At 67.4% G+C, this 23,979-nt stretch carries 15 protein-coding genes; 9 read left to right on the forward strand and 6 right to left on the reverse strand.

Going from position 1 to position 23,979, the window contains the following annotated elements; all coding sequences use genetic code 11:
- Positions 1-431: 431 nt before the first annotated feature.
- Entirely contained in the window at positions 432-1,655 is a 1,224-nt protein-coding gene (locus tag RTK35_RS06160; protein WP_044403412.1) for a CaiB/BaiF CoA transferase family protein, read from the reverse strand.
- Positions 1,656-1,729: 74 nt separating this feature from the next.
- A complete protein-coding gene (locus RTK35_RS06165; RefSeq protein ID WP_044403414.1) occupies positions 1,730-2,911 on the reverse strand; it encodes an acyl-CoA dehydrogenase in 1,182 nt (393 codons plus the stop codon).
- A gap of 180 nt (positions 2,912-3,091) precedes the next feature.
- On the opposite strand from RTK35_RS06165, the gene RTK35_RS06170 reads away from it, so the two are divergent.
- From RTK35_RS06170 to RTK35_RS06200, 7 genes are all read left to right on the forward strand, one after another.
- Entirely contained in the window at positions 3,092-4,000 is a 909-nt protein-coding gene (locus tag RTK35_RS06170) for a LysR family transcriptional regulator (protein ID WP_044403416.1), read from the forward strand.
- 209 nt (positions 4,001-4,209) lie between these two features.
- Entirely contained in the window at positions 4,210-5,976 is a 1,767-nt protein-coding gene (locus RTK35_RS06175) for a DUF1302 domain-containing protein (RefSeq protein WP_074969652.1), read from the forward strand.
- Positions 5,977-5,998: 22 nt separating this feature from the next.
- Positions 5,999-7,369, forward strand: coding sequence for a DUF1329 domain-containing protein (locus tag RTK35_RS06180; protein ID WP_044403420.1), 1,371 nt, complete (start codon positions 5,999-6,001; stop codon positions 7,367-7,369).
- A 132-nt stretch (positions 7,370-7,501) separates the two neighbouring features.
- Positions 7,502-10,021: a LuxR C-terminal-related transcriptional regulator gene (locus tag RTK35_RS06185; RefSeq protein ID WP_316907635.1), complete on the forward strand. Its 2,520-nt coding sequence runs from the start codon at positions 7,502-7,504 to the stop codon at positions 10,019-10,021.
- 507 nt (positions 10,022-10,528) lie between these two features.
- A complete protein-coding gene (locus tag RTK35_RS06190) occupies positions 10,529-11,650 on the forward strand; it encodes a Re/Si-specific NAD(P)(+) transhydrogenase subunit alpha (protein WP_074969656.1) in 1,122 nt (373 codons plus the stop codon).
- Positions 11,651-11,662: 12 nt separating this feature from the next.
- On the forward strand, positions 11,663-11,977 hold the full coding sequence (locus tag RTK35_RS06195) for an NAD(P) transhydrogenase subunit alpha (protein WP_044405771.1): 315 nt from the start codon (positions 11,663-11,665) through the stop codon (positions 11,975-11,977).
- Positions 11,978-11,979: 2 nt separating this feature from the next.
- Entirely contained in the window at positions 11,980-13,416 is a 1,437-nt protein-coding gene (locus RTK35_RS06200; protein ID WP_044405769.1) for an NAD(P)(+) transhydrogenase (Re/Si-specific) subunit beta, read from the forward strand.
- A 249-nt stretch (positions 13,417-13,665) separates the two neighbouring features.
- On the opposite strand, the gene uvrD is transcribed toward RTK35_RS06200, so the two are convergent.
- Positions 13,666-15,849, reverse strand: coding sequence for a DNA helicase II (gene uvrD, locus RTK35_RS06205; RefSeq protein WP_044405767.1), 2,184 nt, complete (start codon positions 15,847-15,849; stop codon positions 13,666-13,668).
- 200 nt (positions 15,850-16,049) lie between these two features.
- Between uvrD and RTK35_RS06210 the strand changes: the two genes are divergently transcribed.
- On the forward strand, positions 16,050-18,935 hold the full coding sequence (locus RTK35_RS06210; protein ID WP_182851320.1) for an EAL domain-containing protein: 2,886 nt from the start codon (positions 16,050-16,052) through the stop codon (positions 18,933-18,935).
- Here the strand turns inward: RTK35_RS06210 and yegQ are convergent.
- Both yegQ and zwf read right to left on the reverse strand, forming a co-directional pair.
- Positions 18,919-20,262, reverse strand: a complete 1,344-nt coding sequence (yegQ, locus tag RTK35_RS06215; protein WP_044405765.1) for a tRNA 5-hydroxyuridine modification protein YegQ — start codon at positions 20,260-20,262, stop codon at positions 18,919-18,921. The two genes, RTK35_RS06210 and yegQ, sit on opposite strands and share 17 nt — an antisense overlap.
- Before the next feature lie 320 nt (positions 20,263-20,582).
- On the reverse strand, positions 20,583-22,004 hold the full coding sequence (gene zwf, locus RTK35_RS06220; RefSeq protein ID WP_222902168.1) for a glucose-6-phosphate dehydrogenase: 1,422 nt from the start codon (positions 22,002-22,004) through the stop codon (positions 20,583-20,585).
- A gap of 174 nt (positions 22,005-22,178) precedes the next feature.
- Here zwf and hexR point away from each other — a divergent pair, with 174 nt between their 5' ends.
- Positions 22,179-23,045: a transcriptional regulator HexR gene (hexR, locus tag RTK35_RS06225; RefSeq protein WP_044405761.1), complete on the forward strand. Its 867-nt coding sequence runs from the start codon at positions 22,179-22,181 to the stop codon at positions 23,043-23,045.
- Positions 23,046-23,067: 22 nt separating this feature from the next.
- On the opposite strand, the gene RTK35_RS06230 is transcribed toward hexR, so the two are convergent.
- A complete protein-coding gene (locus tag RTK35_RS06230) occupies positions 23,068-23,844 on the reverse strand; it encodes an IclR family transcriptional regulator (protein WP_074969660.1) in 777 nt (258 codons plus the stop codon).
- Positions 23,845-23,979 lie beyond the last annotated feature (135 nt).

Below are 23,979 nucleotides of genomic sequence, written 5' to 3' on the forward strand. Positions count from 1 at the left end.
TCTCGAATTCACGAGTGTTACTTGTGTTGCTGATAATCAGTCGACTACCAGTCTTACATCACAAGCACCCACACGAATTGCTTGATTCAAATTTTTAAAGAGCGTTTCGATCAAGTCTTTCGTCTCAACCGAGGCCGCGCATTCTACAGCAGCCTTTCTTTCTGTCAAGCTGTTTTTCGAAGAATTTTTTCTTTCTACTCAACAACTTGCGCTTCGTTCGATTTCTCTTCCGAAGCGAGGCGCGCATTCTACAGCACCTCTTTCTTCCGTCAAGCTGTTTTTCGAAATTTTCTTTTCTACTCAACAACTTAGCTCGCTTGGCAGAGCGTTCCGCTTCAGCGAGGCGCGCATTCTACATGAGTGAAGATGGGTGTAAACCCCCTTTTCGGAAAAAGTTTACGCCTGGCTTCCAGGCCTCTTTATAGAGGTGGCTACACCACCCCTTCCTGCCGCAGACGCTCGATAGCCTCCGCCGACAGCCCCAGCACACGCTCCAGTACGGATGCCGTGTGCTCGCCCAGGCGCGGCGGTGCCATCCGGTACTCCACCGGCGTATCGGAGAGGCGCAGCGGACTGGCCACCTGGGCCACCGCACCGGCCAGTGCATGGGGCAATTCGACTTTCAGCCCCCGGGCCAGCACCTGGGGATCCTCAAATACCGCCGCCAGGTCGTTGATCGGTCCGCAGGGCACGCCGACCGCTTCCAGTGCCGCCACCCACTCGGCCGTGGTCTTGAATACGGTGGCCTGGCGGATCAGCGGGATCAGCTCCGCCCGGTTCGCCACCCGTGCCTTGTTGCTGGCAAAGCGCGGATCGTCCGCCCATTCCGGATGCCCGGCCACCTCACAGAACTTACGGAACTGCCCGTCGTTGCCAACCGTGAGGATGAAATCACCATCCGCCGTGGGGAAATCCTGGTACGGCACGATATTCGGATGCGCATTGCCCAGGCGCCGGGGAGGAACGCCCGTGGTCAGGTAGTTCATCGCCTGGTTCGCCAGGCAGGCCACCTGCACGTCCAGCAGCGCCATGTCGATGTGCTGCCCCCGGCCGGTGGTCTCACGGGCGGTCAGGGCCGCCAGGATGGCCACGCTGGAATAGAGCCCGGTAAGAATGTCCGTCAGCGCCACCCCCACCTTCACAGGCCCGGCACCCTCTTCCTGGTCCGAGCGCCCGGTCAGGCTCATCAGCCCACCCAGCCCCTGGATCATGAAGTCGTAACCCGCCCGCTTGGCATAGGGGCCGAACTGGCCGAAGCCGGTGATGGAGCAATAGATGAGACGCGGGTTGATCGCCTTGAGCGACGCGTAGTCCAGCCCATAGGCCGCCAGCCCACCGACCTTGAAGTTCTCGATGAGGATGTCCGACTCCGCCGCCAGCTTTCGCACCAGCGCCTGGCCCTCCGACTGGGTGAAGTCGATGGTCACCGACTGCTTGTTGCGGTTGGCCGAGAGGAAGTACGCCGCCTCGCTGGTATCCCGCCCGCTTTCGTCCTTGAGGAAGGGTGGCCCCCAGGCGCGGGTATCGTCGCCACTCCCCGGCCGCTCCACCTTGATCACATCGGCACCGAGGTCAGCAAGGATCTGCCCCGACCAAGGCCCGGCAAGCACACGGGACAGGTCGAGCACGCGGATATGGGAGAGGGCACCAGCCATGGAATCACCTGCGGAAGAAGAAAGAAGCAGAGCCGGGCCCCTCTATATATAGAAGGACCCGGCCAGGGACCGGATCAGAAGAACGCCTGGATACCGGTCTGCGCGCGGCCGAGGATCAGCGCATGCACGTCATGAGTACCCTCGTAGGTGTTGACCACCTCCAGGTTCACCAGGTGACGGGCGATGCCGAACTCGTCGGAGATGCCGTTGCCGCCCAGCATGTCGCGGGCCATGCGCGCGATGTCCAGCGCCTTGCCGCAGCTGTTCCGCTTCATGATCGAAGTGATCTCCACCGCCGCCGTACCCTCGTCCTTCATCCGGCCGAGGCGCAGGCAGCCCTGCAGGGCCAGGGTGATCTCGGTCTGCATGTCGGCCAGCTTCTTCTGGATCAGCTGGTTGGCCGCCAGCGGGCGACCGAACTGGTGACGGTCCAGCACGTACTGGCGCGCGGTATGCCAGCAGAACTCGGCGGCACCCAGCGCCCCCCAGGAGATGCCGTAACGAGCCGAGTTCAGACAGGTGAACGGACCTTTCAGGCCACGCACCTCAGGGAACGCGTTCTCCTCCGGCACGAACACATTGTCCATCACGATCTCGCCGGTGATGGAGGCACGCAGGCCCACCTTGCCGTGGATCGCCGGCGCGCTCAGGCCTTCCCAGCCTTTCTCCAGCACGAAGCCGCGGATGTCGCCGGCATCGTCCTTCGCCCAGACCACGAACACATCGGCGATCGGGCTGTTGGTGATCCACATCTTGCTGCCGCTCAGGCGATAGCCGCCGTCCACCTTCTTCGCACGGGTCACCATCGAACCCGGGTCGGAACCATGGTTCGGCTCGGTCAGGCCGAAGCAGCCGATCCACTCACCGCTGGCCAGCTTCGGCAGGTACTTCTGCTTCTGCGCCTCGCTGCCGAACTCGTTGATCGGCACCATCACCAAGGACGACTGCACGCTCATCATCGAGCGGTAGCCCGAGTCGATGCGTTCCACTTCGCGGGCGATCAGCCCGTAGCACACGTAGTTCAGACCGCTGCCGCCGTACTCCACCGGAATGGTCGCGCCCAGCAGGCCCACTTCGCCCATCTCGCGGAAGATCGCCGGATCGGTCTGCTCATGACGGAAGGCCTCCAGCACGCGCGGCGCCAGCTTGTCCTCGGCGAACTGCTGGGCGCTCTCGCGCACCATGCGCTCCTCTTCGGTCAGTTGCTGGTCCAGCAGCAACGGGTCGATCCAGTTGAAGGAAGCTTTGGCAGCCATGGGCAGGTCCTCGAATAAGGGATGGGATCAGGCGGAGTGTCCGCGCGTTGTGGGGAACAATCCTAGACAGCGCCCCCAGGCCCGGCAAACGAGGTTTTCGCACCCTCTTGTGCTAATTTCTCACTCCGAAAGCTTCATAGCCCCGCCAAAGGCCCGTCATTTGTGAGGTAGCCGTACACAATGCGCCGCAAGATTCCCAGCACCAGCGCACTGGTCGCATTCGAATCCGCCGCCCGCCACCAGAGCTTCACCAAGGCGGCCGAAGAGCTGGCCCTCACCCAGAGCGCCATCTGCCGCCAGATCGGCGGCCTGGAGGACTTCCTCGGCATCGAACTGTTCCGCCGCTCCCGACGTGGCGTGAAGCTCACCGAAGCCGGCCTCGCCTACTCCCGGCGCATCGCCAGCCAGCTCGACGCCGTCGAGCGGGACACCCTCGCCGTCATGGGCCAGCAGGGCGCCATGGCCATCGAACTCGCCGTGGTCCCCACCTTCGGCACCCAATGGCTGCTGCCCCGGCTGAAGGACTTCCAGCGCCTGCACCCCGAAGTCACCGTCAACCTCACCAACCGCACCCGCCCCTTCCTGTTCGCCGACACTGACTTCGACGCCGCCCTGCACTTCGGCACCGCCGACTGGTCCGGCACCCAGTCCCACTTCCTCATGCACGAGCATTCCGTACCGGTGTGCAGCCCCAGCCTGCTGGGCGGCCGAACCAGCCTCAGCGCCGAGGACATCGCCCGCCTGCCGCTGCTGCAGCAGACCACCCGCCCCTACGCCTGGCGCCAGTGGTTCAACTCCCTCGGCCTGAACGTCGCCCGCGACCTCAGCGGCCCACGCTACGAACTCTTCTCCATGCTCGCCCAGGCCGCCATGCACGAAATGGGCGTCGCCCTCATTCCCCCCTTCCTCATCCAGCGCGAACTGGAGGAAGGCCGCCTGGTCACCGCCCTCACCCACAGCTGCCGCAGCGACAAGGCCTATTACCTGTTCATCCCCGAGCGCAAGGTCGAGTCCGCCGTGCTCGGCGCCTTCCGCGACTGGCTGCTGGAAGCCGCCGCCCGGTATCGCCAGGAAGCAGGCGAATCCTGAGGCGAAACACCCCGCCCGGCTCCCTGTCACGCAAGGTGACAGCCCAGCCCGAATCGCCACCCGACGCACCAGAACAGGTCATTTCCCCGCGCCCCATCCCACCGCATCACCCACACGGGTGATGCCGCAAATCGCCCATTCAGGCAGTTATGGGCCCCGACCGCGCTGACTAGCATGAAGCCTCCCTCATTCCTTCACTGGAGAGCCGCATGACAACAAGAACAATGCGCGGAATCTTCCGGCCGCACGCGCTGGCCGCCGCCGTGGCACTGGGGCTGAGCGCCCCCGCCTTCGCCATCAACTTCAACATCGGGGAGATCGAAGGGCAGCTGGACTCCTCGCTGTCCGTCGGCGCCAGCTGGAGCACCCGCGCCCCGGACCGGGACTTCATCTCTACCGCCAGCGGCGGCACCGCCCTGTCCCGGACCAGCGACGATGGCCGCCTCAACTTCAAGAAGGGCGAGACCTTCTCGAAGATCTTCAAGGGCATCCACGACCTCGAACTGAAGTACGGCGACACCGGCGTCTTCATCCGTGGCAAGTACTGGTATGACTTCGAACTCAAGGACGAGCACCGCGAGTTCTACGACATCGACGACCACAACCGGAAGGAAGGGGCCAAGGCCTCCGGCGCGCAGATCCTCGATGCCTTCCTCTACCACAATTACAACCTCGGCGACCTGCCCGGCTCGGTCCGGGTTGGCAAGCAGGTGGTGAGCTGGGGCGAGAGCACCTTCATCGGCAACAGCATCAACAGCATCAACCCCATCGACGCCGCCGCCTTCCGCCGCCCGGGTGCCGAGATCAAGGAAGGCCTCATCCCGGTCAACATGATCTACCTGTCCCAGAGCCTCACCGAGAACCTCTCGGCCGAAGCCTTCTACCAGCTGGAATGGGACCAGACCGTCGCCGACAACTGCGGCACCTTCTTCTCCACCTCCGACGTGGTCGCCGACGGCTGCACCGACCGCCTCATCGTCAACGGGCCCGACCTCGCCCCCGGCGTTTCCACCAACACCGGCAGCACCCTCTACATCCCCCGCGCCGGTGACAAGGACGCCCGCGACAGCGGCCAGTTCGGCGTCGCCCTGCGCTGGTTCGTGCCGGAGTTCAACGACACCGAATTCGGCGCCTACGCCATGAACTACCACAGCCGTGGCCCGGTGTTCAGCACCATCCGCACCACCAGCCCGAGCCTCGCGGTGATCCCCGGTGCACCGGGCGCCCGCTACTTCATCGAATACCCCGAGGACATCCGCCTCTACGGCCTGAGCTTCCAGACCAACATCGAAGGCACCTCGGTGGCCGGCGAGATCAGCTACCGTCCCAACATGCCGCTGCAGCTCAACAGCACCGACCTGTCCTTCGCCGCCCTGGCGGTACCGTCCTCACCGGTGTTCGAGAGCGGCCACAGCAGCAACACCGCCGGCGCCATCATCCATGGCTACGAGCGCAAGCCGGTCACCCAGGCCCAGGTCACCGCCACCCAGTTCGTCGACCAGGTCATGGGCGCCAGCCGCCTCACCCTGGTGGCCGAGGTCGGCTACAACCACATCAGCGGCCTCGACGACGACATCGGCTCCCTGCGCTACGGCCGCGACCCGATCTACGGCCCCGGCCAGCTTTCCTCCCAGGCCACCTGCATCGCCCTCACCGCCTCCAGCCCCGCCCAGCGCGAGTGCAACGACAAGGGCTTCTACACCAGCAACTCCTGGGGCTACCGCGCCCGCGCCGTGCTCGACTACCCCAACGTCATCGCCGGCATCAACCTCAGCCCGAGCCTCGCCTGGTCCCATGACGTCGACGGCTACGGCCCCAACTTCAACGAAGGCTCCAAGGCCATCAGCCTCGGCCTCACCGCCGAATACCAGAACACCTACACCGCCAGCCTCAGCTACACCGACTTCTTCGGCGGCCACTACAACCCCACCACTGATCGCGACTTCGTCGCCCTCAGCTTCGGTCTGAACTTCTGACCCCGCGCATAGGACTCGCACCATGAAAACCATAAGAATCCTGCAAGGTGGCGCACTGGTACTCGGCCTGCTGGCCTGCCAGGTCATGGCGGCCGTCAGCCCCGAAGAGGCCGCCCAACTCGGCACCACCCTCACCCCCCTGGGCGCCGAGAAGGCCGGCAACGCCGACGGCAGCATCCCCGCCTGGACCGGCGGCCTGGCGAAGAACGCCGCACCGATCGACGCCAACGGCTTCCTCGCCGACCCCTTCGCCAGTGAGAAGCCGCTGTTCACCATCACCGCCCAGAACGTCGACCAGTACAAAGCCAGGCTCTCCGAAGGGCAGCTGGCGATGTTCAAGCGCTACCCCGAGACCTACAAGATCCCGGTCTACCCCACCCACCGCACCGCCGCCGCGCCGGAGGCCATCTACGCCGCCGCCCGGCAGAGCGCCCTCAACACCCAGCCGGTGGACGGCGGCAACGGCCTCTCCAACTTCGCCGACAGCCACTACTACGCCTTCCCGATTCCCAAGGACGGCGTCCAGGTGCTGTGGAACCACATCACCCGCTACCGCGGCGGCAACGCCCGGCGCCTGGTGGTCCAGGTCACCCCGCAGACCAACGGCTCCTTCTCTCCCGTGCAGTTCCAGGACGAGGTCGCCTTCCCCGCCGACATGACCGACCTGGACAAGGACAAGGCCGCCAACATCCTCCTCTACTTCAAGCAGCGGGTCCTCGCGCCCTCGCGCCTGGCCGGCAACGTGCTGCTGGTCCACGAGACCATCGACCAGGTCAAGGAGCCGCGCCTGGCGTGGATCTACAACGCCGGCCAGCGCCGCGTGCGCCGTGCCCCCCAGGTCGCCTACGACGGCCCCGGTACCGCCGCCGACGGCATGCGCACCGCCGACAACTTCGACATGTTCTCCGGCGCCCCCGACCGCTATGACTGGAAGCTGATCGGCAAGAAGGAGATGTACATCCCCTACAACAGCTACAAACTCGACTCCACCAGCCTCAAGTACGCCGACATCGTCCGCCCCGGCCACATCAACCAGGACCTCACCCGCTACGAGCTGCACCGGGTCTGGGAAGTGGTCGCCACCCTCAAGTCCGGCGAGCGGCACATCTACGCCAAGCGCCACATGTACCTCGACGAGGACAGCTGGCAGGTGGCCCTGGTGGACCACTACGACGGTCGCGGCCAACTGTGGCGCGTCGGCGAAGGCCACGCCGAGTACCACTACGGCCAGCAGGTCTCCGCCTACACCCTCGAAGCCCTCTACGACATCATCGCCGGCCGCTACATCGCCCTCGGCCTGAAGAACGAGGAGAAGCACGGCACCGAGTTCGGCTTCAAGGCCAGCGGCGCCGACTACACCCCCGCCGCCCTGCGCAACGCCGGCATCCGCTGAGCACACCGCGCCCAGGGACGGGCGCCCCCTTATGACCCGCCATCACGCCGGCGCATGGGCCTTTGCGCGATGGCAGCGGATGTCTAGCCTGAACGACCACGGTTCACCATAACGACAACACCGAGAACCGCCATGCCCCGCACCGCCCCCCGACCCGACCGTCCCGGCGTGCCCCGCCTGCCGCCCGCGCACGTGCCCCGACCGCGCCTGGTGGCGCCGCTGCTGGAGCAACCGGCGCGCCTGCGCCTGCTCTGTGCCCCCGCCGGCTTCGGCAAGAGCGTGCTGCTCAGCGAACTGCTGCGGGCCGGCGCCGACACCCACGACGCTATCGCCTGGATCGGCCTCGGTGGCGAAGCCCTCCCCGTGGAGCGCCTGGTCGCCCAGGTCGCCACCGCCCTGCAGCGCCCGGCCCCCGACCTGCCCCCGCAACAGGCCCTCTGGCAACTGCTGGGCGACCCCTCGCGGCCGCTGTGGCTGGTACTCGACGACTACCCCGCCGACCCGCCACCCGAACTGGACGCCTGCATCGACCTGCTGCTCGCCCGCACCCCACCCAACTTGCAACTGCTGGTCAGCGCCCGCCAGCGCCCCGAGTGGAACCTGCCGCGCCTGTTGCTGGCCGGTGACCTGCAGGAGCTGGACGCCGCCCGGCTGGCCCTCACCCGTGACGAGCAGGAGCGCCTGGTGGACCTGATCGCCCCCCAGGCCAACCCGACCCTGCGCGACGAGCTGTGGGCGGAAAGCGAAGGCTGGTGCGCCGGCGTCCGCCTGCAACTGTGCAGCCGCTTCCCCCCGGCCGCCGCCAGCAACGTCGGCGCCCACCACTGCTGGCTCAAGGAATACCTCGACCACGAACTGCTGGCCCGCCTGGACGACGACGAAGCCCGCTGCCTGTTCGCCCTGGTGCACCTGCCCCGGGTCAGCGCCGAGCTCTGCCAGCAACTCTGGGAGGACGGCGATGGCGCCGCCCTGTTCGCCCGCCTTCTCGCCCGCCATGCCTTCTTCATGCCGCTGGACGAAGAAGGCCGCTGGTACCGCGTCCTGCCCATCGTCGCCCGAGTGCTGCGCAACCGCCTCGCCCCCGCAGCCGCCACCCACCTGCACCTGGCCGCCTGCCGGGTCTTCATCGCCGCCGGCCAGGTGGAAGACGCCATCGAACAGGCCCTCTGCGCCCAGCAGCCGGAAGTGGCCGCCAACTACCTCGAACACCTCGGCCAGGAATGGCTCACCGGCGAACAGCACCTCGCCCACCTGCTCGCCTGGCGCGACCGCCTGCCCCAGGTGCTGCTGGAAAGCACCCCGCGCCTGCTCACCCTCAGTGCCTGGGCCCTGTTGCTGGCCTGGCGCCTGGACGAAGCCCAGGCCTGCATCGAGCACCTCGGCCGCTTCCTGCCCCAGGCCGACGCACGGCGCAACCGCAAGCTGATCGCCAACGGCCAGGCCCTGCAGGGCGTGCTCACCGCCCTGCGCGGACGCTCCGCCAGCGACGCCCGGCAGCACTGCCGCGAAGCCCTGGAACACCTGCCCGAACGGGACTGGATGCCGCTGCTGCTGTGCCACTCCGCCCTGGCCCGGCTGGCCATGGCCGAAGGCGAGCCCGACCAGGCCGCCGCCCTGCTGCACGACGCCCTCGAACTGGCACGGCGCCAGGGCAGCGTGCTCTTCGAGGTGCTGATCAACCTCGACCGCATTCGCCTGCTGGTCCTGCGGGGCGAGCTCACCCGTGCCCAGAGCCTGGTCACCCAGAGCTTCGCCCTCACCGCCCGGCGCCGGGGCGTCGACGGCCTGCTGCTGGGCCGCCTGCACCTGATCCAGGCCGAACTGCACCTGCTCCACGGCCGCCTCGACGAAGCCGGCCCCGCCCTGGACAGCGGCCTGGAACAGGCCCTGGCCTGCGCCGACCCCTTCGCCCTGCACGGCTACCTCGGCCTCGCCGAACGCAGCTCGCGCCAGGGCGAGTTCGACCAGGCCTTCCTCCACCTGCGCGAAGCCGAGCGGCAGATGCACTGCCGGCAGGTCTGGCGCCTGTGCTTCAACGGCGCCCTCAGCCTGCAGAGCATGCGCGTGCTGGCCCGCCAGGGCCGCTGGGAACGGGTCGAGCCGGTGGGCCTGCGCATCCAGCGCTACTTCGAGGGCGAACACCCCTGGATGGCCCCGCTGGACTACCCCACCCTGCCCCTGCGCAACCAACTGCTGCTGGCCCGGGTGCACCTCAGTGCCGGTCGCCCGCAGCAGGCCGAAGCGGCATTGCGCAGCCTCCTGCAACGCTGCGAGCGCCTGCAGTACCGGCCGCTGGCCTGTGAAGTCGGCCTGGTACTGGCCGAGGCCGCGCGGCAACTCGGCCAGGAGGACGCCGCCCAGTTGGAGCGCGAAGCCCGCCAGCAGGCCTCGGCCCTGGGCCTCAACGGCCTGCTGCAGGAATGGGCCGCCCTGCCGAACGGCACCCCGGCGGCCGTGGCGCTGCTCAGCCAGCGGGAACAGGCGGTGCTGCACCTGCTGGCCGAGGGCTGCTCGAACGAAGAGATCGGCGGGCGGCTGTTCATCTCGGTCAACACCGTCAAGACCCACACCAAGAAGATCAACAGCAAGCTCGGCGTGAAACGTCGCACCCAGGCCGTGATGCGCGCCAAGACCCTTGGCCTGCTGGTCTGAGGCCCCATCGCGACAATCCGCCACACCCACCCCGCACACTCGGCTCAAAGCCCCGTCGCAGAGCGACCTGACCCTGTAGTCAACTATTCATGAAAACTACAGAAGCCCGGATTTCCGGGACCTTATGGCAACTATAAAAAACGCTGACTAACAGTCACCACGCTGGACACGGCAGGATTGCGCAGCCTTCCCGAGGTTCCGGCGTGCCCGACGTTTTTCCACGAGCCCCGGCGCCTAACGGAAGACAATAGAACGCCGAAAGGCCCATTAAACAAGGGCTGGAGGCAGATCGAACCTTATCACCGGGAAAACGGTCAGTAGGTGACTTGTAGTTCTTGTTGCGTTTTGCTCCAGAACTCCTTGATGGCCATTCGGTTCACCTGCAAAATGCCGCGCCCGTCCTGGTCGCGCCATGCGCACCCGGCGGCGTCGTGCTGATCCGCCCGCCAGAGCGCCATCGCAGTGCACTGGACTCATAAGTAAAACGATCACGCAGGAGGTTTTTACGTGCACATCGGTGTTCCTCTCGAAACCCAGGCCGGCGAAACGCGGGTTGCCGCGACGCCAGAGACCATCAAGAAGCTGATCGGCCAAGGCCATCAGGTCACCGTGCAGCGCGGGGCCGGCATCAACGCCAGCATTCCCGACGCCGCCTTCGAAGCCGTCGGCGCCACCCTGGGTGATGCCGCTGCCGCCTTCGGTGCCGACCTGGTGCTCAAGGTCGTGGCCCCCAGCGACGACGAAGCCGCCCTGATGAAGGCCGGTGCCGTCCTGGTGGGGATGCTCAACCCCTTCAGCAACGAAACCATCGCCCGGCTCAACGCCCGTGGCCTGACCGCCTTCGCCCTGGAGGCCGCCCCGCGTACCTCCCGCGCCCAGAGCCTGGACGTGCTGTCGTCCCAGGCCAACATCGCCGGCTACAAGGCGGTGATGCTGGCGGCCAACCACTACCCGCGCTTCATGCCCATGCTGATGACCGCCGCCGGCACCGTGAAGGCCGCTCGCGTGCTGATTCTCGGCGCCGGCGTCGCCGGCCTGCAGGCCATCGCCACGGCCAAGCGCCTGGGTGCGGTGATCGAAGCCTCCGACGTGCGCCCGGCGGTGAAGGAGCAGATCGAGTCCCTCGGCGCCAAGTTCGTCGACGTGCCCTTCGAGACCGATGAAGAGCGCGAATGCGCCCAGGGCGTCGGCGGCTATGCCCGTCCCATGCCCGCCTCCTGGATGGAGCGCCAGGCCAAGGCCGTGCACGAGCGCGCCAAGCAGTCCGACATCGTCATCACCACCGCGCTGATCCCCGGCCGCAAGGCACCGACCCTGCTCCACGAGGCCACCGTCGCCGAAATGAAGCCGGGCTCCGTGGTCATCGACCTGGCCGCCGCCCAGGGTGGCAACTGCCCGCTCACCGAGCTGGACCAGGTGGTGGTCAAGCACGGCGTCACCATCGTCGGCCACGGCAACCTCGCGGCCCTGGTGCCGGCCGATGCCTCCGCGCTGTACGCCCGCAACCTGCTGGATTTCCTCAAGCTGGTCATCGACAAGGACGGCCAGTTCCACCTCAACCTCGAAGACGACATCGTCGCCGCGTGCCTGATGTGCCGCGACGGGCAAGTCGTCCGCACCAACGGCTAAGGGGCAGCGGACATGGACCTGATTTCTGACGGCATCTACAACCTGATCATCTTCGTGCTGGCCATCTACGTCGGCTACCACGTGGTGTGGAACGTGACCCCCGCCCTGCACACCCCGCTGATGGCCGTGACCAACGCCATCTCCGCGATCGTGATCGTCGGCGCCATGCTGGCCGCCGCGCTCACCGTCACCCCCCTGGGCAAGGCCATGGGCACCCTGGCGGTGGCCCTGGCCGCGGTGAACGTCTTCGGTGGCTTCCTGGTCACCCGCCGCATGCTGGAAATGTTCAAGAAGAAAGCGCCGAAAGCGGCTGCGGAGAAACACTGACCATGAGCATGAACCTGATCACTGTTCTCTACCTCGTCGCCTCGGTGTGCTTCATCCAGGCCCTGAAGGGCCTGTCGCACCCGACCACGTCCCGTCGCGGCAACCTGTTCGGCATGATCGGCATGGCCATCGCGGTGTTCACCACCGTCGGCCTGATCTACAAGCTCGGCGCCGAGCTGGCCACCCAGGGCATCGGCTACGTCATCGTCGGCCTGCTGGTCGGCGGCACCGCCGGCTCGATCATGGCCAAGCGCGTCGAAATGACCAAGATGCCGGAGCTGGTCGCCTTCATGCACAGCATGATCGGCCTGGCCGCCGTGTTCATCGCCATCGCCGCCGTGGTCGAACCCCAGTCCCTGGGCATCGTCGCCACCCTGGGCGACGCCATTCCCAAGGGCAACCGCCTGGAACTGTTCCTCGGCGCAGCCATCGGTGCCATCACCTTCTCCGGTTCGGTGATCGCCTTCGGCAAGCTCTCCGGCAAGTACAAGTTCCGCCTGTTCCAGGGCGCCCCGGTGGTGTTCAAGGGCCAGCACATGGTCAACCTGCTGGTGGGCCTGGCCATCCTCGCACTGGGCCTGTACTTCACCTTCACCGGTGACATCCGCGCCTTCGCCGTGCTGGTGGCCCTGGCCTTCGTCATCGGCGTGCTGATCATCATCCCGATCGGCGGCGCCGACATGCCGGTGGTGGTGTCGATGCTCAACAGCTACTCGGGCTGGGCGGCGGCCGGCATCGGCTTCTCGCTGAACAACTCGATGCTGATCATCGCCGGTTCGCTGGTGGGCTCCTCGGGCGCGATCCTCTCCTACATCATGTGCAAGGCGATGAACCGCTCGTTCTTCAACGTCATCCTCGGCGGCTTCGGTGCCGACGCAGACGCCGGCAGCTCGGGCGGCAGCCAGGAGCAGCGCCCGGTGAAGTCGGGCTCCTCCGACGACGCGGCCTTCCTGCTGACCAACGCCGACACCGTCATCATCGTCCCCGGCTACGGCCTGGCCGTGGCCCGTGCCCAGCACGCGCTGATGGAACTGTCGGAGAAGCTGAGCCACCGTGGCGTGACCGTGAAGTTCGCCATCCACCCGGTCGCCGGCCGCATGCCCGGCCACATGAACGTCCTGCTGGCCGAGGCCGAAGTGCCCTACGAGCAGGTATTCGAGATGGAAGACATCAACTCCGAGTTCGGCCAGGCCGACGTGGTGCTGGTCCTGGGCGCCAACGACGTGGTCAACCCGGCCGCGAAGAACGACCCCAAGTCGCCCATCGCCGGCATGCCGATCCTCGAGGCCTACAAGGCCAAGACCGTGATCGTCAACAAACGCTCCATGGCCAGCGGCTACGCCGGCCTGGACAACGAACTGTTCTACCTGGACAAGACCATGATGGTCTTCGGCGACGCCAAGAAAGTCCTGGAAGACATGGTCAAGGCCGTGGACTGAGATCACACGCCTGCGCTCCACCTTTCCCAGCCCCGGCCTTCGTGCCGGGGTTTTTTATGGGGGGTGTCTCAGGCGGGTGCTGCGGCGTGCGCTCATGGATTGCCCACTGGGGAAAGGGGCTGGAGAGCAGCCAAGGGTTGGCATAGCCCTTGGGAAATGACAGGCAGGGAGCGCCCGGTGGGTCGAGCAGGTACAGCCAGGGAAGCGACGGCCGGAAGGGCAAACCAGACCCTCCCGGCCACACCGGCCTCAGAGCGGCTGCAGCTTCGCGTAGGCCAGCATCAGCCACTTGCTGCCTTCGCTCTCGAACTTCACCTGCACCCGCGCCTGGGCGCCGGCGCCTTCGAAGTTGAGGATGGTGCCCTCGCCGAACAACGCATGCTGCACACGCTGGCCGAGGGTGAAGCCGGTCTCCGGCACTTCGGCGCCGCTGAACATCGACGGCGTGCGCGGGGCGCTGCCGGCCATCGGGCGGCTGACGGTATTGCCCAGGCGCACTTCGCGCACCAGCGAGGCGGGAATCTCGCGGACGAAGCGCGAGACCTTGTTGTAGGTCTCGCTGCCGTACAGGCGCCGGGTCTCGGCGTAGGTCAGCACCAGGCGCTGCATGGCGCGGGTGACGCCGACGTAGGCCAGGCGGCGCTCCTCTTCCAGGCGGCCGGGCTCCTCCATGCTCATCTTGTGGGGGAACAGGCCCTCTTCCATGCCCACCAGGAACACCAGAGGGAACTCCAGGCCCTTGGCGCTGTGCAGGGTCATCAGCTGGACGCTGTCCTCGAAGGCATCGGCCTGGGCTTCGCCGGCTTCCAGGGAGGCGTGGCTGAGGAAGGCCTGCAGCGGCGTCAGCTCCTCGTCCTCTTCGCTGTTCTCGAAGGCACGGGCGGCACTGACCAGTTCCTCCAGGTTCTCCACCCGGGCCTGGCCTTTCTCGCCTTTCTCTTCCTTGTGGTAGGTGATCAGCCCGGTCTGCTCGATGACGGTCTGGGTCATCAGGTGCAGGGGCATCTCCAGGACCTTGGCGGCGAGGTTCTCCACCAGTTCGACGAACACCGCCAGGGCCGACGCCGCGCGCCCCGACAGGCCCTTGTTGGCCAGCAGCAGGCGGATCGCCTCCCACATGGACACGTCCTGGGCGCGGGCGAACTCGCGGATGCTCTCCACGGTCTTCTCGCCGATGCCGCGCGGCGGCACGTTGATCACCCGCTCCAGCGCAGCGTCGTTGCCACGGCCGTCCAGCAGGCGCAGGTAGGCCATGGCGTTCTTGATCTCGGCGCGCTCGAAGAAGCGCTGGCCGCCGTAGATGCGGTAGGGGATCTTCTCCCGCAGCAGCGCCTCTTCCAGCACCCGCGACTGGGCGTTGGAGCGGTAGAGGATGGCGATCTCGCTGCGGGTCATGCCGTCCTTCAGCGCGCTCTCGATGCTCTCCACCACGTAGCGGGCTTCGTCGTGCTCGTTGTAGGCGGCATAGAGGCCCAGCGGCTCGCCGTCCGGGCCGTCGGTCCAGAGTTCCTTGCCCAGGCGGCCGTTGTTGTTGGCGATCAGCGCATTGGCGGCCTTGAGGATGGCCGCGGTGGAGCGGTAGTTCTGCTCCAGGCGGATGGTCTGCACATCCGGGAAGTCGCTGGCGAACTGCTGGATGTTCTCGATCCGCGCGCCGCGCCAGCCGTAGATGGACTGGTCGTCGTCGCCCACCACCATCAGGCTCTCGCCACCCTGGGCGAGCAGGCGCAGCCAGGCGTACTGCACGGCGTTGGTGTCCTGGAACTCGTCCACCAGCAGGTGGCGGAAGCGCCGCTGGTAGTGCGCCAGCAGGCTCGGCTTGTCGCGCCAGAGGTCGAGGGCGCGCAGCAGCAGCTCGGAGAAGTCGATGACCCCGGTGCGCGCGCAGGCGGCCTCGTAGGCCTCGTAGATCTTCAGCATGGTGGCGAGGAACAGGTCGCCGCCGGCCTGGATGTGCTGCGGGCGCAGGCCCTCGTCCTTCTGCCCGTTGATGAACCACTGCGCCTGGCGCGCCGGCCAGCGCTGCTCGTCCAGCCCGAGGTCGCGGATCACCCGCTTGATCAGCCGTTGCTGGTCATCGCCATCGAGGATCTGGAAGTTCTCCGCCAGCCCGGCCTCCTGCCAGTGCGCGCGCAACAGGCGGTGCGCCAGGCCGTGGAAGGTGCCCACCCACATGCCGGCCGGGTTGATGCCCAGCAGCTGCTCGATGCGGTGGCGCATCTCGGCGGCGGCCTTGTTGGTGAAGGTCACCGAGAGGATGGAATGAGGCGAGGCACCCTCGGTGAGGATCAGCCAGGCGATGCGATGCACCAGCACGCGGGTCTTGCCGGAGCCGGCGCCGGCCAGCACCAGCTGGCGGCCCAGCGGAGCGGCCACAGCCTGCACCTGGGCATCGTTGAGGGACGCGATGAGGAGTTCGGGGTCGTTTTGCATCGCGGCATTCTAGGGGGGCGGCCCAGGCAGGGCAAACCGATGACCGGGCGGTCGGCCAGACGGCACGCAGCCTGCGTGCCAGAGCGCCCGCCAAAAGTTGGGAGGCGCAAGGGAGAAAGGCATCACATAACCCTTTGGCGACTCCGCAGGCTCGGGTAAGCTCCGCCGACGCCTAGGCAACCATTACAAGAACATCGCCTATGACCGCGACTCCCAACCAGGCTTCCCTTGCGTTTGCCGACGACGATTCCGCGCCGCTGCGCCCCCCGTTCGCCGCCGACCTGGCGATCGAGCGCACGCGCCTGCTTTACCAGGGCTCCCGGGTCCCGACCCTGTTCATGCTGCTCAACGGGCTGGCCTGTGCCTGCCTGCTGTGGCGCTCGGAACTGGCGGCCCTGCTCTCCGGCTGGCTGATCTGGCTGGTCCTGCTGGCCGTGTTGCGGCTGACCCAGGTCGCCGCCTTCAACCGCGCCCTGCCCTCGCGCCAGGCCCAGCCGCACTGGCACCGCACCTTCCTGCTCGGCGCTGGCGCCTCGGGGCTGACCCTGGCCTTCCCGGTGGTCTTTCTGGTGCCGGCGGACGCCTTCCTGCAGCAGGCGCTGGTCTACGGGCTCGTCGCCGCCGCCATCCTCTCCGCCAGCGTCGCCTATGCCGTCAGCCTGCCGGCCTTCCTCGCCTTCGCCCTGCCCTGCCTGCTGCCCACGGTCAGCTGGCTGCTCGCCAGCGGCCACCCGATGCTGCGCGGCTGGGGCCTGCTGAGCCTGACCCTGCTGGCGGCGCTGATGGTGGTGGCGCTGCAGGTCAACCGCCTGGTGCGCAACAGCCTGCTGCAGCGCCTGCAGAACCAGGCCCTGATCGACAACCTGGAGCACGCCAAGAGCCGCGCCGAAGGGCTCAACGCCGAACTGGCCCGCGAAGTGGAACAACGCCGCCGTGCCGAGCGGGAGCTGCGCGGTGCCCACGACGAACTGGAGATCCGCGTCGCCCAGCGCACCCTGGAACTGGCCGACGCCACCCACGCCCTGGCCAAGAGCGAGGCGCGCCTGGCCCTGGCCCTGGAGGCCAGCGAGCTGGGCCTGTGGGACTGGAACCTGGAAACGGACGAGGTGCACCACACCCAGCTCAAGGCCATCTTCGGCCTGGAGAGCGACGAGGTGTCCCGGGTGCTCAGCGACCTGCGCCCCTGCCTGCACCCCGATGACGTGCCGCTGCTGCGCCGCGCCCTGGTGGACCACCTCAAGGGCCGCAGCGAGGACTACGCGGTGGACTACCGCGTGCGCCACCGCGACGGCCGCTGGATCTGGGTGGAAGACCGCGGCCGCGCCGTGGAGCGCGACGCGCGCGGGCGCGTGCTGCGCATGGTCGGCACCCGCCGCGACGTCACCGCCCGGCGCCAGGCCGAGGAGCAGCAGCGCCTCGCCGCCACGGTGTTCGAGGCCGCCAGCGAAGGCATCGTCATCCTCGACCCGGACTACCGCCTGCTGGCGGTCAACCAGGCCTTCACCCAGGTCACCGGCTACCGCGCCGAGGAAGTGCTCGGCCGCGCCGTGGCGGAAATCAGCGGCACCCGCGAGAGCCGCCGCCAGTACCACCTGATCCACCAGCAGCTGGAGCACGACGGCTGCTGGCAGGGCGAGCTGGTGGACACCCGCAAGAACGGCGAGCTCTACCCGCAGTGGCTGCAGCTCAACGTGGTGCGCGACTCACGCGGCCAGGCCAGCCACATCGTCGGCTTCTTCTCCGACCTCTCGGCCCGGCGCGAGGCCGAGGAGCGCCTGCGCTACCTGTCCCACTACGACGACCTCACCGGCCTGGCCAACCGCACGCTGTTCCGCGACCGCCTGCACCAGGCCAGCGAGCGGGCCCGCGAGAACGGCCACGGCCTGGCGCTGCTGCACATCGACCTGGACCGCTTCAAGGTGCTCAACGACAGCCTCGGCCACGAGCTGGCCGACCAGCTGCTGCGGCAGATGGGCCGGCGCCTGGCCCAGGCCGCGCCGGAGGCGGACACCATCGCGCGGCTGTCCGGCGACGAGTTCGCGCTGATCCTCGACCGCTACGGCAGCCTCTCCAGCCTCGCGCGCACCGCCAGCCGCCTGCTGGCCAAGCTGCGCACGCCGATGACGGTGGGCGGCGAGGAGCTGGTGGTCAGCGCCTCCCTGGGCATCAGCCTGCTGCCGGACAACGCGCGGGAGATCACCACCCTGGTCAGCCAGGCCAACATGGCCATGCAACACGCCAAGCACCTGGGCGGGAACACCTTCCAGTTCTTCACCGACAACCTGCAGGCCTGCACCCTGGAGCGCCTGCAACTGGAAACCCAGCTGCGCAAGGCCATCGACGAGGGTCAGCTGGAAGTCTTCTACCAGCCCAAGCTGTGCCTGGCCGACGACAGCCTCAACGCCGCCGAGGCCCTGGTGCGCTGGCGCCACCCGCAGATGGGGCTGGTCCCGCCGGGGGACTTCATCGGCCTGGCCGAGGAAACCGGGCTGATCGCCCCCATCGGCGAGTTCGTCCTGCGCCAGGCCTGCCTGCAGGCCCGCGACTGGCAGCGCCAGGGCGTGGCGGACATCCGCGTCTCGGTGAACCTCTCCGGCCACCAGCTGCGCCAGGGCAACCTGGTGGCCCTGGTGCGCCAGGTGCTGGCGGAAACCGGCCTGCCGCCGCGCCTGCTGGAACTGGAGCTGACCGAGAGCCACCTGCTGGAGAACGTCGAGCACGTCATCGCCACCTTCCACCAGCTGCGCGAGCTGGGGGTGAAGCTGGCCATCGACGATTTCGGCACCGGCTACTCGTCACTGAGCTACCTCAAGCGCTTCCCGGTGCACTACGTGAAGATCGACCAGACCTTCATCCGCGACCTGTCGCTGGGCGGCGAGGATGCCGCCATCACCCGCGCCATCATCGCCATGGCCCACGGCCTGGAGCTTAAGGTGGTAGCCGAGGGCGTGGAGACCACCGAGCAGCTGGACTTCCTCAAGGAGCAGGGCTGCGACGAGATCCAGGGCTACCTGCTGAGCCCGCCGGTGGAGGCCTCGGCCTTCACCGCGCTGCTCCGCGAACAGAGCGCTACGCTGTGGCGCTGACCGGCTCCGGCAGGTCGCGCAGCAGCAGCCCGTGCTCCAGGTCGAGGTCGGCAGGCAGCGGAATGTAGAGGACGTGGCCGTCCCCCGGCGCCACTTCGCGGCGGCTGCCGTCGCCGGCCTGCAGCCCATGGAGGATGAAGCCGAGGTTGCCGGCGGGGGTCATCAGCTCCAGGCGGTCGCCTACCTCGAAGCGGTTCTTCACCACCACCTCGGCCAGTTCGCCCCGGCGCACGCCGGTCAGCTCGCCGACGAACTGCTGGCGCGACGGCCGCGAGCTGCCGAAGGCGTAGTTCTGGTAGTGGTCGTGGGTGTGCCGGCGCAGGAAGCCTTCGGTGTAGCCCCGGTTGGCCAGTGACTCCAGGCGCTCCAGCAGGCGCGGCTCGAAGGGCCGGCCGGCCACCGCGTCGTCGATGGCCTGGCGGTAGGCCTGGGCCGTGCGGGCCACGTAGAAGTGCGACTTGGTGCGCCCCTCGATCTTCAGCGAATGCACCCCCATGGCCACCAGGCGCTCCACGTGTTGCACGGCGCGCAGGTCCTTGGAGTTCATGATGTAGGTGCCGTGCTCGTCCTCGAAGGCGGGCATGAAATCGCCGGGGCGGGTCTCGTCCTCCAGCAGGAAGACCCGCTCGGTGCTCGGCCCCTCGCCCAGGGTCGGCGCCGGCTGGCAGGCGTGGACGATGTCGCCGAGGGTGTCCTCCCGCGCTTCACCGGCCTTGTACTGCCAGCGGCAGGCGTTGGTGCAGGTGCCCTGGTTGGGGTCGCGGTGGTTGATGTAGCCGGAGAGCAGGCAGCGCCCGGAATAGGCCATGCACAGGGCGCCGTGGACGAACACCTCCAGCTCGATGCCGGGCACGGCCTGGCGGATCTCGCCGATCTCCTCCAGGGACAGCTCGCGGGAGAGGATCACCCGCTCCAGCCCCTGGCGGTGCCAGAACTCGACGCTGGCCCAGTTCACCGCGTTGGCCTGCACCGACAGGTGGATGGGCATGGCCGGGAAGTGCTCGCGCACCAGCATGATCAGCCCCGGGTCGGACATGATCAGCGCATCCGGCCCCATGGCCACCACCGGCTCCAGGTCCTTGAGGAAGGTCTTCAGCTTGGCGTTGTGCGGGGCGATGTTGACCACCACGTAGAAGCGCTTGCCGGCGGCATGGGCCTCGGCGATGCCCAGCGCCAGGTTGGCGTGGTCGAACTCGTTGTTGCGCACCCGCAGACTGTAGCGCGGCTGCCCGGCGTAGACGGCATCGGCGCCGTAGGCAAAGGCATGGCGCATGGACTTGAGGGTGCCGGCGGGGCACAGCAGTTCGGGGGCGGGAAGGCGGGACATGGGCGGGGCTCGTGACGCGAAAAATCGCGCATTCTAGGCAAGCCCCCAGCCACGGGTATTGCGCTGGAGCAATGCCGCTGCACGCCCCCAACGCCGTGACCGATCGATGCGGTTCGCCGAGCTCACCGCATCCTACGGGCCCGCTCCATTCGTAGGATGGGCTGAGCTGTGCGAAGCCCATCGTTGGCGCTGCGGACCGGTAGGGTGGCCCCCTTCACCGGTCCACCAGCGGAGCCGGGCCGAGCCCAGCCGGTGACGTCCAGCCTAGGCAGCGGTCTGGCTTTTTTGTGGAAGCGAATTCATTCGCGAAAGAATGGGGCTCAGTCGTTCCAGGCCCGCCCCTGCAGCTCCAGCAGGCTGTGGGCCTGCTCCGGGCCGCTGGAGCCGGCGGGGTAGCTGCGGGGGCTCTGGTAGTGCTCGTGCCAGCCCTCGAGGATCGGGTCGACCCAGCGCCAGGCGGCCTCCACCTCGTCGCGGCGCATGAACAGCGTCGAGTCACCCTCGATCACGTCCAGCAGCAGCCGCTCGTAGGCATCCCAGCGCCGCTGGCTGAAGGCCTGGGCCAGGTTCAGGTCCAGCTCCACCGGTTCCAGGCGCATGCCCTTGCCGGGGTTCTTGGCCATGAGTTGCAGGCTGATGCGCTCCTCCGGCTGCAGGCGGATCAGCAGGCGGTTGGCCTCGCCGCCGTTGAACAGGCGGTGGGGCACCGGCTTGAACTGGATGACGATCTCCGAGTACTTGCGCGCCAGGCGCTTGCCGGTGCGCAGGTAGAAGGGCACGCCGGCCCAGCGCCAGTTGTCGATCTCCACCTGCAGGGCGACGAAGGTCTCGGTGTCGCTGTCGTTGTCGACGTTCTTCTCGAAGTAGTAGGCCGGCACTTCCTGGCCGCCGATCTTGCCGGCGCTGTACTGGCCGCGCACGGTCTTGTCCTGCACGTCGAGCCCGGAGATGGGCTTGAGCGCTTCGAGGATCTTCACCTTCTCGTTGCGCACCGCCTCGGCGTCGAAGCGTACCGGCGCCTCCATCGCCACCAGGCAGAGCAGCTGCAGCAGGTGGTTCTGCACCATGTCGCGCATGGCGCCGGCCTGGTCGTAGTAGCTGCCGCGGTTCTCCACGCCCAGGGTCTCGCACACGCTGATCTGCACGTGGTCGATGTGACCGGCGCGCCAGATCGGCTCGAACAGGGCATTGGCGAAGCGCAGCGCCATGAGGTTCTGCACCGTCTCCTTGCCCAGGTAGTGGTCGATGCGGAACACCTGGGATTCGCTGAACACCTTGCCGATGGCGGCGTTGATGGCGCGGGCCGACTCCAGGGAATGGCCGATGGGCTTCTCCAGCACGATGCGGTCGTCCGGCCCGCCGAGCCCGGCGATCTGCAGGTGCCGGGCGATGTCCTCGAACAGGCGCGGGGCGATGGCCAGGTAGTGGACGCGGGTGCGCCCTTCCAGCGGGCCGAGGTGGCGCGCCAGGCGGCCGAAGTCGGCGCTCTGGGACACGTCCATGGCGAAGTAGTCCAGCCGCTCGGCGAACCCGGCCCAGGCCTGCTCGGTGAACTCGGCACGGGCCACCTGGGCGCGGCAATGACGCTCGGCCAGGGCGCGGTAGCGGTCGATGTCCAGGGGATTGCGGGCAATGGCGAGGATGCGCAGCTGCGGATGCAGCCGGCCGTCGCGATGCAGGTGATAGAGCGCCGGCAGCAGCTTGTGAAGCGCCAGATCGCCGGTGCCGCCAAAGACCAACATGTCGCAAGGCTGGGTCACGTGTGCACTCCTGCGTGGTTTGCCTGGGCGGGGAAGCGGGTCATGTAGTATAACTACACGGTCACTACAGCCTGACCGTCGCCGATCATAACCGAGTTGCCCGGCCGAATAGATCGCGACCTGCGGCGTACTTCCCCACTTCGAAGAGCCTGCCCAGTGAATCTGCTGCAACATATCGCCCAATCGCGCCATCTGCTGCGCAAGTCGGAATTGAAAGTCGCCGATCACGTCCTGCTCGACCCCGCCGCCGTCATGCACAGCTCCATGGCCGACCTGGCGCAGAGCGTCGGGGTCAGCGAGCCCACCATCGTGCGCTTCTGCCGTGCCATCGGGTGTGGCGGCTTCCAGGACCTCAAGCTGAAGCTGGCGCAGAGCCTGGCGGCGGGCGCCAGCTTCGGCCAGTTCGCCATCCACGAGAACGACTCGGTGGCGGACTTCAGCCTGAAGATCTTCGACACCACCCTGCACACCCTGATGGACGTGCGCGAGAAGCTCGACCCGCAGGCCCTGCAGGCCGCCATCGCCGCCTGCGCCCAGGCCCAGCGCGTGGAGTTCTACGGCTTCGGTGCTTCCGGTGCGGTGGCGGCCGATGCCCAGCACAAGTTCTTCCGCCTGCTGCTGACCGCCGCGGCCTATTCCGACCCGCACATGCAGGCGATGTCGGCGGTGACCCTCAAGCCCACCGACGTGGCCATCTGCATCTCCCAGTCGGGCCGCTCCAAGGACCTGCTGATCACCGCCAACCTGGTCCGCGAGACCGGCGCCACGCTGATCACCCTGTGCCCGAGCCAGACACCGCTGGCGGACCTGGCCACCGTCAACCTGGCCATCGACGTGCAGGAAGACACCGAGATCTACACCCCGCTGACCTCGCGCATCGCCCACCTGGTGGTGATCGACGTGCTGGCCATGGGCGTGGCCATGGCCCGTGGCCCGAGCCTGGTCAACCACCTCAAGAGCGTGAAGCGCAGCCTGCGCAGCCTGCGTCTGTCGCCGAAGTCGATCAAGAACGCCGAGGACTGAGCCGCCCGCTGAAAGCGACCGGCTAGAGCGTGCGGATCGAGGTGCGGATGGCCCGCGCGCACTCGATCACCGCCGGCGCCAGGCGACGCTCGGCTTCCTCCTGGGTCCAGCGACTGGTGGGCGCCACCACGTGCACCGAGGCCACCGGGCGGCCCTGGCTGCCGAGGATCGGCGCCGCGATGGTCATGTCGCCCTGGAACAGCTCCTCGTTGTTGATCGCGTAGCCCTTGGCCCGGGTGATCGTCACCTGCGCCAGGATCGCCTCCGGGTCCACCAGCGTCTGCTGGGTGTGTCGCTTCAGCTCGCTGGCGGCCAGCAGCTCGCGTACCTCCCCGTCCTCCAGCGCACTCAGGTAGGCCCGGCCGGAGCCGGTGCAGTACATGGGGATGCGGCTGCCGATGGGCATGTGGATGGGGATGAACTTGGGCGCCACGAAGCGCGCCACGTAGACCATCTCCACCCCGTCGGGCTCGGTGAGGTTGGTGGTCTCCCCGGTGATCTGCGCCAGCTCGGCGAGGAAGGGATTGGCCACGTCCACCAGGGTGTCGGCGGCGAGGTAGTTGTAACCGATCTCCATCACCCGGGGCGTGAGCTGGAAGCGCTTGGTCTGCGGGTGCTTGCAGACGTAACCCAGGGCTTCGAGGGTGTGGATCATCCGCTGCGCGGAGCTCTTGTTGATGCCCGCGGCCTCGGCCACCTCCGCCAGGTTCATGGTGCGGCGTTGCGCGTTGAACGCCCGCAGCACGGCCAGGCCTTTCTCCAGGGATTGGTTGAACAGGGCATTGTCGTTGTCGTTCACAGCGGCTCTCTTGGTTATTCGCCACAAAGTATCGATATTCGATATTTATAAATCTCTTTACGATTTCTGTAAATCACTTATAGTCGGTTCAACGCCTCCTGCCGATACAGACGAGGCTATCCATACGCGCACAAC

The sequence above is a fragment of the Pseudomonas sp. zfem003 genome (genome assembly GCF_032621675.1).
In the GTDB taxonomy this organism is placed as follows: domain Bacteria; phylum Pseudomonadota; class Gammaproteobacteria; order Pseudomonadales; family Pseudomonadaceae; genus Metapseudomonas; species Metapseudomonas otitidis.

Bases quoted from the DNA above. Each gene is read 5' to 3' on its own strand.
- yegQ (WP_044405765.1), bottom strand. From the start codon at position 20,262: ATGTCCCGCCTTCCCGCCCCCGAACTGCTGTGCCCCGCCGGCACCCTC.
- RTK35_RS06180 (WP_044403420.1), top strand. From the start codon at position 5,999: ATGAAAACCATAAGAATCCTGCAAGGTGGCGCACTGGTACTCGGCCTG.
- RTK35_RS06165 (WP_044403414.1), bottom strand. From the start codon at position 2,911: ATGGCTGCCAAAGCTTCCTTCAACTGGATCGACCCGTTGCTGCTGGAC.
- RTK35_RS06195 (WP_044405771.1), top strand. From the start codon at position 11,663: ATGGACCTGATTTCTGACGGCATCTACAACCTGATCATCTTCGTGCTG.
- uvrD (WP_044405767.1), bottom strand. From the start codon at position 15,849: ATGCAAAACGACCCCGAACTCCTCATCGCGTCCCTCAACGATGCCCAG.
- RTK35_RS06210 (WP_182851320.1), top strand. From the start codon at position 16,050: ATGACCGCGACTCCCAACCAGGCTTCCCTTGCGTTTGCCGACGACGAT.
- RTK35_RS06160 (WP_044403412.1), bottom strand. From the start codon at position 1,655: ATGGCTGGTGCCCTCTCCCATATCCGCGTGCTCGACCTGTCCCGTGTG.
- RTK35_RS06170 (WP_044403416.1), top strand. From the start codon at position 3,092: ATGCGCCGCAAGATTCCCAGCACCAGCGCACTGGTCGCATTCGAATCC.
- RTK35_RS06185 (WP_316907635.1), top strand. From the start codon at position 7,502: ATGCCCCGCACCGCCCCCCGACCCGACCGTCCCGGCGTGCCCCGCCTG.
- RTK35_RS06175 (WP_074969652.1), top strand. From the start codon at position 4,210: ATGACAACAAGAACAATGCGCGGAATCTTCCGGCCGCACGCGCTGGCC.
- RTK35_RS06200 (WP_044405769.1), top strand. From the start codon at position 11,980: ATGAGCATGAACCTGATCACTGTTCTCTACCTCGTCGCCTCGGTGTGC.
- zwf (WP_222902168.1), bottom strand. From the start codon at position 22,004: ATGTTGGTCTTTGGCGGCACCGGCGATCTGGCGCTTCACAAGCTGCTG.